Genomic DNA, 16,149 nt, shown 5'->3' with positions numbered 1-16,149 from the left:
AAACACAGGAAGGATAAAAGAATATCTTTAACAATGAGTGAAAAAGTTAAGGTAACCATAGACGGGATAACCGTCGAAGTAGAGCCCGGTACAACAATCCTGAATGCTGCAAGGCAAATAGGAGGGGATATTGTGCCTCCTGCAATGTGCTATTATTCTAAATTAGAAGGTAGCGGAGGTAAATGCCGTACTTGTATCGTAAAAGTAAGCAAGGGTTCTGAAAAAGATCCCAGACCAATGCCTAAACTGGTAGCTTCATGCCGTACTACAGTAATGGACGGAATGGAAGTACAGAATATTACTTCTCCTGAAGTAATTGAAGCCAGAAGTGGTGTTGTAGAGATGCTGTTAATTAACCACCCGCTTGATTGTCCTGTTTGTGACCAGGCTGGAGAGTGTGATTTGCAGAATCTGGGTTATGAACACGGTTTACAGAAAACACGTTATGAATTTGAACGCCGTACTTTTGAGCGTATCGATATAGGAGATAAGATCCAGTTACACATGAACAGATGCATTTTATGCTACCGTTGTGTGTTTACAGCAGATCAGATCACTAATAAACGTGTTCATGGTATCTTAAACAGAGGTGATCACTCAGAAATTTCTACTTATATCCAGACTGCTGTTGATAATGATTTCTCAGGAAACGTAATTGATGTTTGTCCGGTTGGTGCTTTAACTGATAAAACTTTCCGTTTCAAAAACAGGGTTTGGTTTACAAAACCTGTTGATGCACATAGAGACTGTCCTACTTGTAGCGGTAAAGTGACTTTATGGTACAAAGGAGAGGATGTTTTAAGAGTAACTGCCCGTAAAGATATTTATGGGGAAGTAGAAGAGTTCATTTGTAACACCTGCCGTTTCGATAAAAAGAAAACAGCGGACTGGACTATTGAGCATCCTACGCATATCAGCGATACTTCTGTAATCTCTGCTAATCATTACGAAACGCTGATCCCATTACCTGTAATTCAGGAAGATCTTCGTTTGCAGGAAGCTAATAAAGTTGAACTGGAAAAAACCGCTAAATTCTAATGGATATCTCATTCGTCATAGAAAAATTTGTACTTGTAGCTATCATCTTTGGTATAAGTTTAGTTATCGCTATGTATTCTACATATGCGGAAAGAAAAGTTGCTGCCTTCTTGCAGGATAGACTTGGACCAGACCGTGCAGGCCCTTTTGGGATTTTGCAGCCATTGGCAGACGGACTGAAAATGTTTATGAAGGAAGAAATCATTCCTACCCATGCCAACAAATGGCTGTTTATGGTTGGCCCTGGTTTAGCCATGCTGACTGCTTGTATCGGAACTGCAGTTATTCCATGGGGAAGCCCGATTACGACGGCTGCTGGAAGAATTATCCCTTTACAGGTTACTGATATTAACGTTGGTGTTTTATACATCTTTGGTGTAGTTTCCCTGAGTGTGTACGGTGTAATGATTGGTGGATGGGCTTCTAACAATAAATACTCTCTTTTAAGTGCTATTCGTGCGGCTTCGCAGAATATCAGTTATGAGGTTGCTATGGGACTTTCTATTATCGCCCTGTTATTGGTGACTAATACGATGAGCCTTAAAGAAATCGTTGAAATGCAGCATGGATGGCACTGGAACGTGCTTTATCAGCCATTAGGCTTCCTGCTGTTTATCATTTGTGCATTTGCTGAAACCAACAGGGCACCATTCGATTTACCGGAATGTGAGACTGAATTAATTGGTGGATACCATACTGAGTATTCTTCGATGAAATTAGGTTTCTACCTGTTCGCTGAATATATCAACATGTTTGTTTCATCGGCAGTTATGGCTACCTTATACTTCGGGGGATATAACTATCCGGGTATGGACTGGGTACTGACGCAGGTTGGTCCTGTAATCGCTCCGTTAATCGGAACAGCAGTATTGTTTGCTAAAATATTCGCATTTATATTTTTCTTTATGTGGGTAAGATGGACAATCCCTCGTTTCCGTTACGATCAGCTGATGCATTTGGGCTGGAAAGTATTAATCCCGATTGCCATAGCGAATGTAATTGTCACAGGTATTGTGATTGCAATAGTAGAAAAGTTTTAACTATCCGCTCAGCGGAATATAAAAGGAGGTTTAATGGAACCATTAACCAGTAAAAAGAAAATATTAATACAAAAGCCGCTTAATTTTGCAGAGCGTATGTACCTGCCTGCATTAGGAAAGGGGCTGGCTATCACGATCAGTCACTTCTTCAAAAAAGAGGCGACCATCAGATACCCTGAAGTTCAGCGTGAAATGTCTATCAACTGGAGAGGGATGCATTCCCTTAAAAGAGATGAGAATGGTAAAGAGCGTTGTACTGCTTGTGGATTATGTGCATTATCATGCCCTGCAGAAGCGATCACAATGATTGCTGCTGAGCGTAAACCAGAAGAAAAGGACTTGTATAGAGAAGAGAAATATGCTGCCGTATATGAAATCAATATGCTGCGTTGTATTTTCTGCGGTTTATGTGAAGAGGCTTGTCCGAAAGAGGCAATTTATCTTGACGGGCCAATCGTTCCTTCAGACTATTTACGTAAAGACTTTATTTACGGTAAAGATAAGCTGGTAGAAGAGCCACTGGTAAAGAAATAATGAAATTGAAGCTTTAATTACGCTTCTTGATATAAACAGTTTATACATTTGCCGTTTACACGGCTTTAAAACAAAAATAATAAATGGGTACATCAGTATTCTATTTGGTCGCTTTTTTAAGTATTTTCTTTTCACTGATGGTGATTTTCGCAAAGAACCCGGTGCATAGTGTACTTTATCTGATCGTAACGTTTTTTACGTTCACAGTCCATTACATTTTGCTTAATGCCCAGTTTCTGGCAGTAGTAAACTTTATTGTGTACATGGGGGCAATTATGGTTCTATTCCTGTTTGTTCTGATGCTGCTCAATCTTAATAAAGAGAATGAGCCTTTAAAGTCAGGTCTGGTAAAAGTTGTTGGTATCGTTGCCGGATGTTGTCTGGTAGTGACACTGATTGGCTCTTTAAAGGCTACAGCTGTATCTGATCCATTGGTCTTGCAGAATCCAAACTTAGGTCTGGTTAAAAACCTGGGTAAAGAATTGTTCGGTCCGTTTATGCTGCCTTTCGAATTGTCCTCAATTCTATTGCTTACAGCTATGGTGGGTGCCGTATTATTAACTAAAAAAGAAAAAGTATAGTGGATAATCTTACTCAAACCTTACAGGGTGTACCGCTTAATCATTATATATGGTTAAGTGCTATCATTTTCACCATTGGTGTAATAGGCGTACTGACCCGTAGAAATGCTATCGTAATCTTTATGTCGGTAGAATTGATGCTGAATGCTGTTAATTTATTACTTACCGCTTTCTCTGTACATAGCAACGATCCTTCGGGGCAGGTGTTTGTATTTTTCATCATGGCTCTGGCAGCGGCCGAAGTAGCAGTGGGCTTAAGTATTATTGTAATGGTTTACAGAAATACGCAGTCAACAGATATTAATGTATTGAATCGCCTTAAGTGGTAATTATTAAGAATAAATTATAAAATGATAAATTTAGTTTGGCTGGTTCCGTTAATTCCTCTTTTAGGCTTTATCATCAACGGTCTTGGGAGAAATACATTATCCAAAAACCTGATAGGTTTTATTGGGAGTAGCGTGATATTCATATCTTTTGTGATTAGTATCGGCATCTTTTTAGCTTTAGGCAATGATGCTGTGAAATCGCATGAGATTTTCTTGTTTGACTGGATCAGTGCTGGTTCATTAAAAATACCGGTATCCTTCCTGGTAGATCCGCTGAGCTCAATCATGCTGCTGATCATTACCGGAATCGGGTTCCTGATTCATGTATATTCGATCGGGTATATGCATGATGATGAAGGGTTCGGTAAATTCTTCAGCTATTTAAACTTGTTTATCTTTTTCATGTTATTGCTGGTTCTCGGATCAAACTATATCGTGATGTTTATCGGCTGGGAGGGTGTAGGTTTATGCTCTTATCTGCTGATCGGCTTCTGGTTTACCAACAGCAGTTATGCTACAGCAGCAAAAAAGGCCTTTGTGATGAACCGTATTGGTGATCTTGGGTTTCTGATTGCTGTATTTTTAATCTTCACTACTTTCGGTAGTGTTGAGTTCTCTAAAGTATTCCCACTGGCTGGCAATATGATTTCCGGTAACTCTACCATCGCATTAATTGCTTTGTTATTATTTGTAGGGGCCTGCGGTAAATCTGCACAGATTCCATTGTTTACCTGGTTACCTGATGCGATGGCTGGTCCAACGCCTGTTTCGGCGTTAATCCACGCAGCAACGATGGTAACAGCTGGTATCTATATGATTGCCCGTTCAAATGTATTATTTGACCTGGCTCCGGTAGTACAGCACTTAATTGCAATTATCGGTCTGGCAACAGCTGTAATGGGTGCATTGATTGCCCTGACACAAACGGACATCAAAAAAGTACTGGCTTATTCTACAGTATCTCAATTGGGGTATATGTTCTTAGGATTAGGTGTTGGCGCTTATAACGGTTCTTTCTTCCACGTAATCACACACGCTTTCTTCAAAGCATTATTGTTCTTATGTGCGGGATCGGTTATTCATGCGATGCACCATGAGCAGGATATGAGACATATGGGTGGTTTGCGTAAAAAACTTCCGGTTACTTTCTTAACCATGCTGATTGGTACGATAGCTATTTCAGGCTTACCTCCATTCTCTGGTTTCTTCTCTAAAGACGAAATTCTTTCTCATGTATATGAGTATAACAAAGTAATGTGGGCAATCGGGGTATTTACTGCCTTCTTAACTGCATTCTATATGTTCAGAATGTTGTTCCTTACCTTTTTCGGTAAATACAGAGGAACACACCATGCTGAAGAAAAAATTCATGAGTCACCAAAAAGTATGACTATTCCATTAATCGTTCTTGCTGTGCTTTCAGCTATCGGTGGTGCGATTGGCATTCCAGAATCGCTGGGTGGTTCTCATTGGTTATCACATTGGCTTGCGCCGGTTATCCAGCATCATGGAGAAGCACCGGATCATGCTACTGAATACATTTTAATGGCTGTTTCAGTGGTGGGTGTATTGATTTCTATCGCATTTGCTTACAGCAAATATGTGAAACAGAATCATGTTCCTGTGGCAGACGAAGGACAACGTTCAGCATTAGCTAAATTATCTTATCATAAATTCTATATCGACGAGATTTATGATACCGTAATCAGAAAACCTCTGGACGCTTTATCAGTATTCTTTTATAAGGTATTTGATAAGAAAATTATTGATGGTATTGTCAATGGTTTAGGATGGAGCACATCAGAAGCAAGCAAAGGTGTCAGATTATTACAATCGGGTAATGTTGGTTTCTATATTTTTATGATGGTGGTTGGAATCATCTCGTTGTTATTGTATACTTATTTATCTCTATAAAAGATCGTCCAAGAAAACATAATGGAACAACTTTTAATACTTCTTATATTTCTGCCAGTAGTTGGTGCACTGGTTACAGCATTTACCGGCAATGCCGCTAAACATGTAGCCCTGGTTTTCGCTGTTGCTTCATTGGCATTAACAGCAGTTGTTGCCGGACAGTTTGTTCCGGACGCAAGTACACAGTTTGTCGTTAATTTACCGTGGATTCAGGATCTTGGGATTCATTTCCATGCGGGTATTGACGGGATCAGTTTAATTACTGTATTACTGACCAATGTACTGGTACCTATCATTATACTGGCAAGTTATCAGCATAATTATAAATCGCCGGCCGGCTTCTTTGCTTTAATCTTATTTATGCAGGCAGGTTTGCTTGTTGTATTTACAGCAATGGATGCTTTCTTATTCTATATCGGATGGGAAGCGGCTTTAATTCCAATCTACTTTATCTGTGCAATCTGGGGAGGTAAAGACCGTATTAAAGTAAACATGAAATTCTTTGTTTACACTATTGCCGGTTCTTTATTCATGTTATTGGGTATTATTTACCTGTATTTACAGAATCCTGCACATAACTTTGATATACAGGCATTTTATCAGCTTCATTTAGATCCTGTTCAGCAAGGATGGATTTTCTGGTCATTCTTTATTGCTTTTGCAATTAAAATGCCGGTTTTCCCATTCCACACCTGGCAGCCGGACACTTATACAGAAGCACCTGCGGCAGGTACTATGCTGCTTTCGGGTATCATGTTAAAAATGGGTATTTACGGAGTGATCAGATGGTTATTGCCAATCGTACCAGCAGGTGTACAGGATTGGGGTAATACAGCGATCATCCTGTCTATTATAGGAATTGTATATGCTTCTTTAATCGCTTTCAAGCAAAGGGATGCAAAAAGACTGGTTGCTTACTCTTCTATTGCTCACGTGGGGTTGATCTCTGCAGGTATCTTTGCCTTAAACACGCAGGGTTTACAGGGCGCAATGATTCAGATGTTAAGTCACGGTGTTAACGTAATCGGTTTGTTCTTTGTTCTGGATATTATCTTCTCCAGGGTGAAAACAAATACTATCGCTGAATTGGGTGGTATTGCTAAATCGGCGCCAAAACTGGCAATTGCATTTCTGATTATTATACTGGGAACAGTAGCTTTACCAGGAACTAACGGTTTCATCGGAGAGTTTCTATTGCTGATTGGTATTTATCAGTACAATATCTGGGCGGTTGTATTTGCTGGTCTGACAGTTATTTTTGGTGCGGTATATATGTTCCGTCTTTACCAGAATATCATGTTAGGGAAAACAAATGACCTTACGCTTGGATTTGCAGACATTAAAGGAACAGAACAAATTGTGTTATTTATAATTTGTGCGTTGATTATCGTATTGGGAGTATATCCTAAGCCAATTCTGCATTTGTCAGAAGCTTCGGTACAACAATTATTAGAACAGGTAAATCAAAAATTAACATCGGTAAAATAAGGAAATGAATATCATTATAACAATTGTTGTTACAGCTTTAGCGGTGCTTTATGCAGGTTTATTCAAAGCGAAAAAAGCTTTGTTACCACTAACTCTTGTGGGGTTACTGATCTCTCTGACCTTTGCAGTTACAGCCTGGAATTCTAATACAGTGTATTATGGAATGATGGAAATGGATAATTATGCATTAGCCTTTTCGTCTCTTACTATCCTGGGTACTATTTTTATCTTTTTACTGACACAAAATTACTTCGCTAAAGACAGTGAAAATGTGGCTGAGTATTATACTTTGATCTTATTTGCTCTTGCAGGTATTGTCATCATGGTTTCTTATACCAATATGTCCATGTTATTTATTGGAATAGAGATTATGTCTGTTGCCCTGTATATTCTTGCAGGTATTAGAAAGAGCAATTTTGCTTCTAATGAAGCTTCTTTAAAATACTTCCTGATGGGTGCCTTTTCTACAGGTTTCCTTTTATTCGGGATCACTTTAGTTTATGGCGCGACGGGTTCATTCAGTTTACATGCCATCAATCAGTACCTGGTTGGAAATTACCAGGCAGTATCTCCTTTGTTTTATCCTGGGGTGATTTTGATTATGGTTGGTTTATGTTTTAAAATTGGTGCTGCACCTTTCCACTTCTGGACTCCGGATGTATATGAAGGCGCACCTTCTTTAATTACAGCATTCATGTCTACAGTGGTTAAAACTGCTGGTTTTGCAGCTTTCCTGCGTCTTTTCGCTGGTACTTTCGCTCCGCTTCATGATTTCTGGATGCCACCACTGATGGCAATTGTATGTATTACCCTGTTTATCGGTAACGTTACAGCCCTTTTCCAAAAGAACTTCAAAAGAATGCTTGCTTATTCAAGTATCTCTCATGCAGGTTACCTGTTGTTCTCTTTAGTTACACTGACTGCTAATTCGGCTAACAATGTAATGGTTTACGCAGCAGCCTATACTTTTGCCAGCATTATTGCTTTTGCAGTATTGATCCTGGTTAAACAGAAAACAGGGCATGATACTTTCGAAAGTTTCAATGGACTGGGAAAACGTAATCCTTTAGTGGCGCTTGCGCTGACTATTGCGATGCTTTCTCTGGCAGGGATTCCGCTTACGGCTGGTTTTATAGGAAAATACCTGATGTTCTTAAACGTAATGAGTCAATACCAGGTTTATCTGGTTGCATTTGCAATTTTAAACGCGCTTGTAGGCTTTTACTACTACCTGAGGGTAATTGTGGCCATGTACTTTAAAGAAGGTTCTGACATCGTCTTAGAAACACCAGTTCAATATAAAGTTGTTTTAGTTTTATCTGTAATCATCACGATATTCTTAGGAGTTTATCCAACTATAATATTAAATCTGATATAGGCATTTCTCAGGAAATTATTTGTAATTTTACGATTACTTGAACTATGCACGATTTCTGGACCTCCGTACATCACTTTATTGATCCTGAGAAATTACTTAAAGAAGGTGGTTTTTATGTCCTGATATTCGTAATTTTTGCTGAGACAGGATTATTTTTTGGATTTTTCTTACCTGGTGATTACTTACTGTTTTTAGCCGGGATGTTTGTGGCGACGGGTAAACTTGACGTGAATATCTACGTGCTTATTTTCGGTTTAATCGCTGCAGCAGTTTCGGGTAATTTTACAGGGTATTGGTTCGGAAAAAAGACGGGTCCGGTTTTATATGACCGTAAAGACACTCTTTTCTTTAAAAAGCGCTATCTTAAAGCCGCTGAAGCTTACTATCATAAACAGGGTGCTTTTGCTTTAATTATGGGCAGGTTTGTACCTATCGTAAGAACATTTGCACCAATTATTGCCGGAGTAGTCAGACTTGATTTTAAGAAGTTTGCACTATATAATATTTGTGGTGCTTTTTTATGGATAACATCTTTAACTTTGCTGGGCTATTTTCTTGGCAGGAAATTTGAAAAAGAGATCAGCGATTACCTGCTTTATATTATTGTGGGTTTTATGGTTATAACTACTATCCCTCTGCTCTATACTTTTTTGAAAAAGAGGGTACATACAAACGAAGAGAATAAATAACAACATTAAAAAAAAATGCAAATAGACACAAAACATCCCTGGCACAGTGTTTCTCCAGGTGCTAATTTACCAGAATCGGTAAATGCTATTATTGAAATTCCTAAAGGATCAAAAGCTAAATACGAAATAGATAAAGACTCTCATTTAATTAAATTGGATCGTGTCCTGTTTTCTTCTGTAATGTATCCTGCAAACTATGGTTTCATCCCTCAGACTTACTGTGATGATAATGATCCGTTAGATATTCTTGTTTTATGTTCTGTTGATGTTTATCCATTATCTATTGTTGAGGCAAAAGTTATTGGTGTAATGCATATGGTTGACAATGGTGAGCAGGATGATAAAATCATTGCTGTTGCAAAAAACGACATGTCAGTAAACTATATCAATGACATCTCAGAATTGCCACCGCACCAGATGAAAGAAATCGTAAGATTCTTCCAGGATTATAAAGCTTTAGAAGAAAAGAACGTAACTATCGAAAAACTGATGGGCGTAACTTATGCTTATAAAGTAATTGAAGAAAGTATCGAACTTTATAATAGTACATTTAGAAACAACTCTTAATGGGCTTTCAAATATTCTTAACCTTTTTCTTAGTCGTCTTAAACGGCTTTTTCGTTGCAGCTGAGTTTGCAATCGTTAAAGTCAGAGCGTCGCAAATAGAAATTAAGGCTAAATCTGGTAATAGAGTAGCTAATATTGCTAAATATATTACACAACATCTTGATGGATACCTGGCTGCCACGCAGCTGGGTATTACATTAGCATCACTGGGATTAGGCTGGGTTGGAGAATCAGTAATGGAACATCTGTTACACAATTTATTAACCTCATTAAACCAGTCCCCGGAATTCATTGATTCTTTCTCTAAAACAGCTTCTCCAATTATCGCATTTAGTTTTATTACGATTATGCATATCGTATTCGGAGAGCTTGCCCCAAAATCAATCGCAATTCAACGCCCCGTTGCCACTACACTTTTTATCTCTGTTCCGTTACAGGTTTTCTATGTAGTTTTCAGACCATTTATCTGGTTACTGAATGGATTTGCCACTTTTATCTTAAAAGGGTTTGGCATTTCAACAGCTGGCGGCCATGAAGCAGTACACAGTACAGAAGAACTTTATTACCTGTTAGACCAGGGAAGAGAGAGTGGTGCTCTGGATAATAACGAGCACGAACTCATCCGCAACGTTTTTGATTTCAATGAACGTGTGGTAAAAAATATTATGGTACCAAGAACCAAGATTTCTGGTATAGAACTGTCTACGCCTAAAGAAGAGGTGGTTGAGCTGATTATTGCAGAGGGTTATTCTAGAATGCCGGTATATGATGATATCATTGATAAGATCATTGGTATCGTTCACGCCAAAGATGTTTTGCCTTTACTGGCAGGAAATAAAGAGTGGTCATTAAAAGATATTATCAGAAAGCCTTATTTTGTTCCTGAGACGAAAAAGATTAATGATCTGTTAAGCGAGCTGCAGCAGAAACGTATCCAGATTGCTATTGTAATTGATGAATTTGGAGGTACTGCCGGTATGGTGACCCTCGAAGATATCGTAGAGGAGATTGTAGGGGAGATCCAGGATGAGTATGATGAAGAGAAACCTACAGTAGAGAAAATATCTGACACAGAGTTTGTGATCAATGCTTATGCAACGGTTTATGACGTGAATGAACACCTTCCGCATGACCTGCCTGAGGATCTTGACTTTGATACTGTTGGTGGTCTGGTATCTCATGCTTTTGGGAAAATTCCTGATGTAGGGGATAGTGAAGAATGTTATGGGTATTTATTTACCATCCTTAAAAAAACAGAGCAGAATATAGAAACCATCAAATTGGAATTGGTAATCAATGACGATGATATGGTAGATAACCATTAAAATTTTACAGGATGCACGTTTTTTATACGCCAGATATTACTGCTGATACTTATATTTTAAATGAGGAAGAGAGCCGGCACTGTATGAAAGTACTGCGCCTGGTGATTGGTGATATTGTTCATCTGATTGATGGGCATGGCGGTTTATATGAAGCAGAGATCGTTGCTGAGTCTAAAAGAAATGTAACCCTGAATGTGCTCAAAACCACCAGGGAATATCAAAAAAGAAACCATAGTCTTCATATTGCAGTGGCACCCACTAAAAATATAGACAGGCTGGAATGGTTTCTGGAAAAAGCCACAGAGATCGGAATTGATACCATCACCCCGCTGATCTGTGACCGTTCAGAACGTAAGATTGTAAAAGATGAGCGCTTGAATAAAGTGATAACTTCTGCGGTCAAACAATCTTTACAGGCCTATCATCCGGTATTGAATGCTGCTGTCAGCTTCAAAGAGTTTATCGGTAAAACAACTGCTGATTATAAAATGATAGCTCATTGCGTTGATGGTGAAACCCGTGGGTTTATCAGCCAGGTTTCCAAACCGGGACAGAGTTACCTGATCCTGATTGGTCCGGAAGGAGACTTTAGCCCAAATGAAATTGAACTGGCCTTGCAAAATGACTTTAAACCATTAACTTTAGGTAATACACGTCTCAGGACAGAAACTGCTGCTTTGGCTGCATGTTTTGAGGTGAATTACTTAAACAGATGAAATTTAAATTATTAATCCTTTTTCCTTTACTGGTTTTATTGACAAGCGGTTTTCATACGCCAGCTTATCAATTGGCAAGACTTAAATATAACGGAGGCGGGGATTGGTATGGCAACAGGACAGCTTTAATTAATCTGATAGCCTTTTGTAATCAGAACCTCCATACAAATTTTGCTCCGGAAGAAGCGATCGCTGAAGCCGGGAGCCCCGAACTCTTTAATTATCCTTTTATTTATATGACCGGGCATGGAAACGTTGTTTTCAGTGCACAGGAGGCGCAGAATCTTCGCCGCTATTTAACGGGCGGGGGCTTTCTGCATATAGATGATAATTATGGCCTTGATAAGTATGTAAGGGTACAAATGAAAAAGGTGTTTCCTGAGTTATCATTTGTCGAATTGCCGGTCAGCCATCCTGTTTACAGCCAAAAATTTAAACTGGTAAACGGATTACCGAAAATACATGAGCATGATGGAAAACGTGCACAGGGATTTGGACTGATCTGGGAGGGAAGAGTAGTTTGTTATTATTCCTATGAAAGTGATTTAGGGAACGGCTGGGAAGACTTTGGTACTTATCCTGGTGATAGTGCCGAAAAAAGAACCAGCGCGCTTAAAATGGGCGCAAATTTAGTCAGTTATGTTTTAACCCATTAACCTGTTGTTTTGATAGGGAAATACTAAGGACCTGATACGGGGTGACAAAATATTCCATAAAAAAAGAGGAGCCATTTGGCTCCTCTTTTTTTATAATCTTAAGCTAATTATTATTTCTTTTTAGCATTGAATGGTTTTTGTTGTTTAGGCTTAAACTGAGGTTTACCAACTGAATGGATCTCAGAAGCACCAAGCATAGTCATTGCGCAGCGGAAACCGATATCGGCAGTAGACTCATCCTGTTGTAAGAAACGTCTGGTAGCCGGGTTTAACCATAAAGCCTGATCATCCCATGAACCACCTTTATAAACTCTGGATTTGTTATTAACCAGGGTAATTTCGCCATATAATTTGTTTTCCTCATCGCGGAAACCTCTTTGGTCAGCGTATGAATTTTTTAACGTATCCGCTTTAGCTGCTGCAGCCTGTTTTTCTGCCCAGGTTTGTTTTTTGCCAGAAACAGCAGCAGTCATAATCGGTCTGTTATAAGCATCCTTTTCCAGTCTGCCAGTCAGCGGATCTGCCACTTTTTTATTCTGATAGTAATTTCCTCTATATGGATTTAAAGCATCCGCATCAGCAAATGTATTAGAGCGGTAAACATCAGCTACCCACTCATTCACGTTTCCAGCCATGTTATATAAACCGAAATCGTTAGGAACATAAGAACGAACAGGAACAGTAATACTTCCTTTATCATTCAATGTTCCGCCAACACCCATATAATCTCCTTTAGTTCTTTTAAAGTTGGCCAGGATTAAACCACGTGTTTTATTTTTTGCAGAACTGATACCTAAACCATCCCATGGATAGATTTTATTATTAGAAATATTCTCGTAGTTTGTATTTCCGATCAGACCCAGAGCTGCATATTCCCATTCAGCTTCAGTTGGCAGGCGGTAAGGTTGTTTTACGATACCGTCCTCTAACCTTACATTTCTTGTTGCACCACCTTTAGCACCTTTACCACTCGCATTTGCAGCTGTTGCAGCGGGGCTAAAATCTTTCATGGCTTTAGTTCCTTTATCATCATACTGACCATTTAAATAAAGATCAGTATTAAATGGTCCGGTTGGCTTAGCGGCAGTAGCTGCAGCATTTCCTTTTTTATTACCAGTGCCATTCAGATCTTTGTAGCTGGTCATATAGTTCTGCTCTCTTAAAAGAGACTCATTCACGATGTTGGTTCTCCATACACAGTATCTTTGTGCCTGTTCCCAGCTTACACCTACAACAGGATAATCCTGATAAGCAGGATGTCTTAAATAGTTGTCAACGTAAGGTTCGTTATAAGAAAGAGGCCTGCGCCAAACCAGCGTATCAGGTAACTCATCGTAATAATATTCGTAATTTGTAGGATCGGTTTTTCTGATCCAGTTCAGATATTCTAACCAGTTTGTATTGGAAACTTCGGTTTCATCCATGTAAAATGAAGACACTGTGGTTTCTCTTTTGTGGTTATAATCTTTAAGTTCCTGTCCCGGAACATCGGTCGCGCTTCCGCTCATCACAAATACACCACCCTCAATCTCAACCAAACCAGGACCAGGTCCGCGTTTGAATTTGTTATTTACCTGAAACCCTCCGTTTTCTGGTCTATTGTATGCTAATCCTGTTTTTTCGGAGGTTGCACTTTTTTTCGATGTGCACGAAATCAATGAGGAAACAGACAATAAAAAAGCAAATGAATATAGGTATGTTTTTTCCATAATTGCGTTTTGAGCTATTCTAACTGTTAAAATTACACAAAAAAAGATCTAAGCAACAAAATAATTGAATAATATCATATCAGATTAACATCTTAGATTATTTACAACCCTAAATCTTAAGTCTTAATTTAAATAAATTGCTTAATTAAATTATATTTGAGGAAGAGAGTCAGTACTGATTCGCACCTATCTATGAACCTGAAAACAGAAAATCGATTAAATGAGGATAATAAATCTTAAGCGCTCTTCAAAACTTCTATTGATTTGCTTCTTTTTTTCTGTGACAAGTTTCTCCCTGTATGCGCAGGTCCCTGAAACACAAACGAATGGCAGCAGGCTGAATAGTCTGAAAACTGCGGTTCCATTCTTATTAATTACACCGGATGCCAGAGTGGGCGGAATGGGAGAGGCTGGTGTGGCAATCGCACCGGATGCAAACTCAAACAGTATAAACCCTTCAAAAATTGCCTTTCTGGAACAAAAATATGGCTTCTCAGCTTCTTATAGTCCCTGGTTAAGGAGTATAGTGTCCGATATTAATCTGGGATATCTGAGTGGATTTTATAAAGTCGATGACAGAACAACTTTAGGAGCTTCGCTTCGGTATTTCTCTTTGGGGAAAATTCAGATGACAGATGTCAATCAGCAGGACCTGGGTACTTATAATCCAAATGAATTTGCTATTGATGCAACCTTTGCGCGCCGGTTTGGAGACTCTTTCTCTTTAGGAACCTCAGCAAGGTATATTTATTCCAATCTCGCTGCCGGTCAGTTTTCAGTAGGCCAGCAGTCAAAAGCAGGGAAATCATTTGCAATGGACGTTTCTGCCTATTTTAAAAAGCCTACAGTTTTGTTTGGCTATGATGCGATTGTATCTGCGGGTGCAAATATTTCCAATATCGGCACAAAGATGAATTATATGGATGGGGGACAGAGTTATTTCCTGCCTACCAACCTGAAAATCGGGGGTGCGTCAACTTTCATCCTGGACGATTATAATGAAATAACCATTGCCCTTGATTTTAATAAACTTTTAGTACCTACGCAGCCTATCTATAATCAGGATGGGACTATACAATCCGGAAGAGATCCTGACCGTTCAGTTCCTTCTGGTATATTCGGTTCATTCAGTGATGCGCCGGGAGGGTTCAGCGAAGAGATGAGGGAAATCAATATAGCTTCGGGGCTGGAGTATTGGTATAACCGGAAATTCGCTTTAAGAGCGGGGTATTTTTACGAAAACCCGCAAAAGGGAGACCGGAGATATTTTACATTGGGTACAGGTTTTAAATATGAGAATTTTAACCTGGATGTATCTTATCTGGCAGCTACTGCCCGTAAAAGCCCGTTGGCTAATACCTTAAGGTTTACCTTGTTGTTCAATTTTGGAGAAACCAGTAAATAATCGGGAATACCAGTAAATAATATATAATTAGAAATGAAGATTAAAGTAGGATTTGGTTTTGACGTGCACCAGTTAAAGGGTGGTCATCCATTTGTGGTTGGAGGAGTAAATCTTGAACACCATCAGGGTGCATTCGGACATTCGGATGCAGATGTTTTGTTACATGCAATTTGTGATGCTTTATTAGGGGCTGCGAACCTGCGCGATATCGGCTTCCATTTTAAAAATACAGATCCGCAGTGGAAAGGAATCAGCAGTATTATCCTTTTAAAGGAAACGGTAAAACTGATTGCAGAAAAGGGTTGGACAATTGGAAATATTGATGCCATGTTATGCCTTGAAGCTCCTAAAATCAATCCTCATATTCCACAGATGCAGGAAAATATAGCCGCTGCAACAGGAATGTCTGTAGAGGATATTTCGATTAAAGCAACTACAAATGAGACAATGGGTTTTATTGGAAGGGAAGAGGGAGTAGTAGCTTACGCAGTTTGTTTGATTGAAAAATAAAAACAATTAGCGTTAGGATGGGTTTTTAAGAAAAGAAAACCTTGATTATGAAAAATTCATTCAAATGTTTATTGATAGCGGGTGTAACAGCTGTTTCTTTTTCATCCTGTACTCTGGGAGATAAAGGAAGTGAAAAGGTTCCCGATTCAATAAAAATAGATACAAACATTAAAGCTTCACAGCCGGTGCAGCAAAAAGACAGTAAAGATTCTACCACATTGATTGATAGTTTGCAGACTGATCATTCTAAACCGGTTAAAAAGTAATCAA

Annotated in this window: 17 protein-coding genes; 16 read left to right on the top strand and 1 reads right to left on the bottom strand. The window is 39.0% G+C overall.

The window, feature by feature from the left end:
* The first annotated feature begins 33 nt into the window (after window positions 1–33).
* The 13 genes from HDE68_RS12830 to HDE68_RS12770 all read left to right on the top strand — a co-directional run bounded on the left by HDE68_RS12830 (window position 34) and on the right by HDE68_RS12770 (window position 12,255).
* Entirely contained in the window at window positions 34–1,038 is a 1,005-nt protein-coding gene (locus tag HDE68_RS12830) for a 2Fe-2S iron-sulfur cluster-binding protein (RefSeq protein WP_183882506.1), read from the top strand.
* Window positions 1,038–2,078: an NADH-quinone oxidoreductase subunit NuoH gene (nuoH, locus tag HDE68_RS12825; RefSeq protein WP_183882504.1), complete on the top strand. Its 1,041-nt coding sequence runs from the start codon at window positions 1,038–1,040 to the stop codon at window positions 2,076–2,078. The genes HDE68_RS12830 and nuoH overlap by 1 nt, the downstream gene beginning before the upstream one ends.
* Window positions 2,079–2,111: 33 nt before the next feature.
* Window positions 2,112–2,612 carry a NuoI/complex I 23 kDa subunit family protein gene (locus HDE68_RS12820; protein WP_183882502.1) on the top strand — a complete coding sequence of 167 codons (501 nt, stop codon included), beginning with the start codon at window positions 2,112–2,114 and terminating at the stop codon, window positions 2,610–2,612.
* A gap of 83 nt (window positions 2,613–2,695) precedes the next feature.
* A complete protein-coding gene (locus tag HDE68_RS12815; protein ID WP_183868344.1) occupies window positions 2,696–3,193 on the top strand; it encodes an NADH-quinone oxidoreductase subunit J in 498 nt (165 codons plus the stop codon).
* Window positions 3,193–3,522 carry an NADH-quinone oxidoreductase subunit NuoK gene (gene nuoK, locus HDE68_RS12810; RefSeq protein ID WP_183882500.1) on the top strand — a complete coding sequence of 110 codons (330 nt, stop codon included), beginning with the start codon at window positions 3,193–3,195 and terminating at the stop codon, window positions 3,520–3,522. The genes HDE68_RS12815 and nuoK overlap by 1 nt, the downstream gene beginning before the upstream one ends.
* Before the next feature lie 21 nt (window positions 3,523–3,543).
* On the top strand, window positions 3,544–5,436 hold the full coding sequence (nuoL, locus tag HDE68_RS12805; RefSeq protein ID WP_183882498.1) for an NADH-quinone oxidoreductase subunit L: 1,893 nt from the start codon (window positions 3,544–3,546) through the stop codon (window positions 5,434–5,436).
* Window positions 5,437–5,457: 21 nt separating this feature from the next.
* Window positions 5,458–6,924 carry a NuoM family protein gene (locus HDE68_RS12800; RefSeq protein ID WP_183882496.1) on the top strand — a complete coding sequence of 489 codons (1,467 nt, stop codon included), beginning with the start codon at window positions 5,458–5,460 and terminating at the stop codon, window positions 6,922–6,924.
* 4 nt (window positions 6,925–6,928) lie between these two features.
* Complete coding sequence (locus tag HDE68_RS12795; protein ID WP_183882494.1) at window positions 6,929–8,302, top strand: NADH-quinone oxidoreductase subunit N; 1,374 nt, start codon at window positions 6,929–6,931, stop codon at window positions 8,300–8,302.
* A gap of 44 nt (window positions 8,303–8,346) precedes the next feature.
* On the top strand, window positions 8,347–8,991 hold the full coding sequence (locus HDE68_RS12790; RefSeq protein ID WP_183882492.1) for a DedA family protein: 645 nt from the start codon (window positions 8,347–8,349) through the stop codon (window positions 8,989–8,991).
* A gap of 15 nt (window positions 8,992–9,006) precedes the next feature.
* Window positions 9,007–9,558: an inorganic diphosphatase gene (locus HDE68_RS12785; protein WP_183868339.1), complete on the top strand. Its 552-nt coding sequence runs from the start codon at window positions 9,007–9,009 to the stop codon at window positions 9,556–9,558.
* The gene (locus HDE68_RS12780) at window positions 9,558–10,883 is read left to right on the top strand and encodes a hemolysin family protein (protein WP_183882490.1); all 1,326 of its coding nucleotides are present in this window, start codon (window positions 9,558–9,560) and stop codon (window positions 10,881–10,883) included. Before HDE68_RS12785 ends, HDE68_RS12780 begins: the two co-directional genes overlap by 1 nt.
* A gap of 11 nt (window positions 10,884–10,894) precedes the next feature.
* Complete coding sequence (locus HDE68_RS12775; RefSeq protein ID WP_183882488.1) at window positions 10,895–11,599, top strand: 16S rRNA (uracil(1498)-N(3))-methyltransferase; 705 nt, start codon at window positions 10,895–10,897, stop codon at window positions 11,597–11,599.
* Window positions 11,596–12,255: a DUF4159 domain-containing protein gene (locus HDE68_RS12770; protein WP_183882486.1), complete on the top strand. Its 660-nt coding sequence runs from the start codon at window positions 11,596–11,598 to the stop codon at window positions 12,253–12,255. Before HDE68_RS12775 ends, HDE68_RS12770 begins: the two co-directional genes overlap by 4 nt.
* 110 nt (window positions 12,256–12,365) lie before the next feature.
* On the opposite strand, the gene HDE68_RS12765 is transcribed toward HDE68_RS12770, so the two are convergent.
* Window positions 12,366–13,964, bottom strand: coding sequence for an SUMF1/EgtB/PvdO family nonheme iron enzyme (locus HDE68_RS12765; protein WP_183882484.1), 1,599 nt, complete (start codon window positions 13,962–13,964; stop codon window positions 12,366–12,368).
* Window positions 13,965–14,184: 220 nt separating this feature from the next.
* Here HDE68_RS12765 and porV point away from each other — a divergent pair, with 220 nt between their 5' ends.
* Genes porV through HDE68_RS12750 form a run of 3 tightly spaced genes read left to right on the top strand, consistent with a single transcriptional unit; the run spans window position 14,185 to window position 16,145 of the window.
* A complete protein-coding gene (porV, locus tag HDE68_RS12760; protein ID WP_183882476.1) occupies window positions 14,185–15,369 on the top strand; it encodes a type IX secretion system outer membrane channel protein PorV in 1,185 nt (394 codons plus the stop codon).
* Between the two features lie 33 nt (window positions 15,370–15,402).
* Complete coding sequence (ispF, locus tag HDE68_RS12755) at window positions 15,403–15,879, top strand: 2-C-methyl-D-erythritol 2,4-cyclodiphosphate synthase (RefSeq protein ID WP_183882474.1); 477 nt, start codon at window positions 15,403–15,405, stop codon at window positions 15,877–15,879.
* 47 nt (window positions 15,880–15,926) lie between these two features.
* Entirely contained in the window at window positions 15,927–16,145 is a 219-nt protein-coding gene (locus HDE68_RS12750; RefSeq protein WP_183882472.1) for a hypothetical protein, read from the top strand.
* Window positions 16,146–16,149: the final 4 nt, after the last annotated feature.

The sequence above is a fragment of the Pedobacter cryoconitis genome (assembly GCF_014200605.1).
GTDB lineage: Bacteria > Bacteroidota > Bacteroidia > Sphingobacteriales > Sphingobacteriaceae > Pedobacter > Pedobacter cryoconitis_B.
The sequence above is the reverse complement of the archived record's forward strand: the minus strand, read 5'-3'. Positions and strand labels throughout refer to the sequence as shown.

Coding starts and splice junctions, on each gene's coding strand:
- HDE68_RS12820 (WP_183882502.1), top strand. CDS start 2,112: ATGGAACCATTAACCAGTAAAAAGAAAATATTAATACAAAAGCCGCTT.
- porV (WP_183882476.1), top strand. CDS start 14,185: ATGAGGATAATAAATCTTAAGCGCTCTTCAAAACTTCTATTGATTTGC.
- HDE68_RS12775 (WP_183882488.1), top strand. CDS start 10,895: ATGCACGTTTTTTATACGCCAGATATTACTGCTGATACTTATATTTTA.
- ispF (WP_183882474.1), top strand. CDS start 15,403: ATGAAGATTAAAGTAGGATTTGGTTTTGACGTGCACCAGTTAAAGGGT.
- HDE68_RS12790 (WP_183882492.1), top strand. CDS start 8,347: ATGCACGATTTCTGGACCTCCGTACATCACTTTATTGATCCTGAGAAA.
- HDE68_RS12815 (WP_183868344.1), top strand. CDS start 2,696: ATGGGTACATCAGTATTCTATTTGGTCGCTTTTTTAAGTATTTTCTTT.
- HDE68_RS12770 (WP_183882486.1), top strand. CDS start 11,596: ATGAAATTTAAATTATTAATCCTTTTTCCTTTACTGGTTTTATTGACA.
- nuoL (WP_183882498.1), top strand. CDS start 3,544: ATGATAAATTTAGTTTGGCTGGTTCCGTTAATTCCTCTTTTAGGCTTT.
- nuoH (WP_183882504.1), top strand. CDS start 1,038: ATGGATATCTCATTCGTCATAGAAAAATTTGTACTTGTAGCTATCATC.
- HDE68_RS12795 (WP_183882494.1), top strand. CDS start 6,929: ATGAATATCATTATAACAATTGTTGTTACAGCTTTAGCGGTGCTTTAT.
- HDE68_RS12830 (WP_183882506.1), top strand. CDS start 34: ATGAGTGAAAAAGTTAAGGTAACCATAGACGGGATAACCGTCGAAGTA.
- HDE68_RS12750 (WP_183882472.1), top strand. CDS start 15,927: ATGAAAAATTCATTCAAATGTTTATTGATAGCGGGTGTAACAGCTGTT.
- HDE68_RS12800 (WP_183882496.1), top strand. CDS start 5,458: ATGGAACAACTTTTAATACTTCTTATATTTCTGCCAGTAGTTGGTGCA.
- HDE68_RS12765 (WP_183882484.1), bottom strand. CDS start 13,964: ATGGAAAAAACATACCTATATTCATTTGCTTTTTTATTGTCTGTTTCC.
- HDE68_RS12780 (WP_183882490.1), top strand. CDS start 9,558: ATGGGCTTTCAAATATTCTTAACCTTTTTCTTAGTCGTCTTAAACGGC.
- HDE68_RS12785 (WP_183868339.1), top strand. CDS start 9,007: ATGCAAATAGACACAAAACATCCCTGGCACAGTGTTTCTCCAGGTGCT.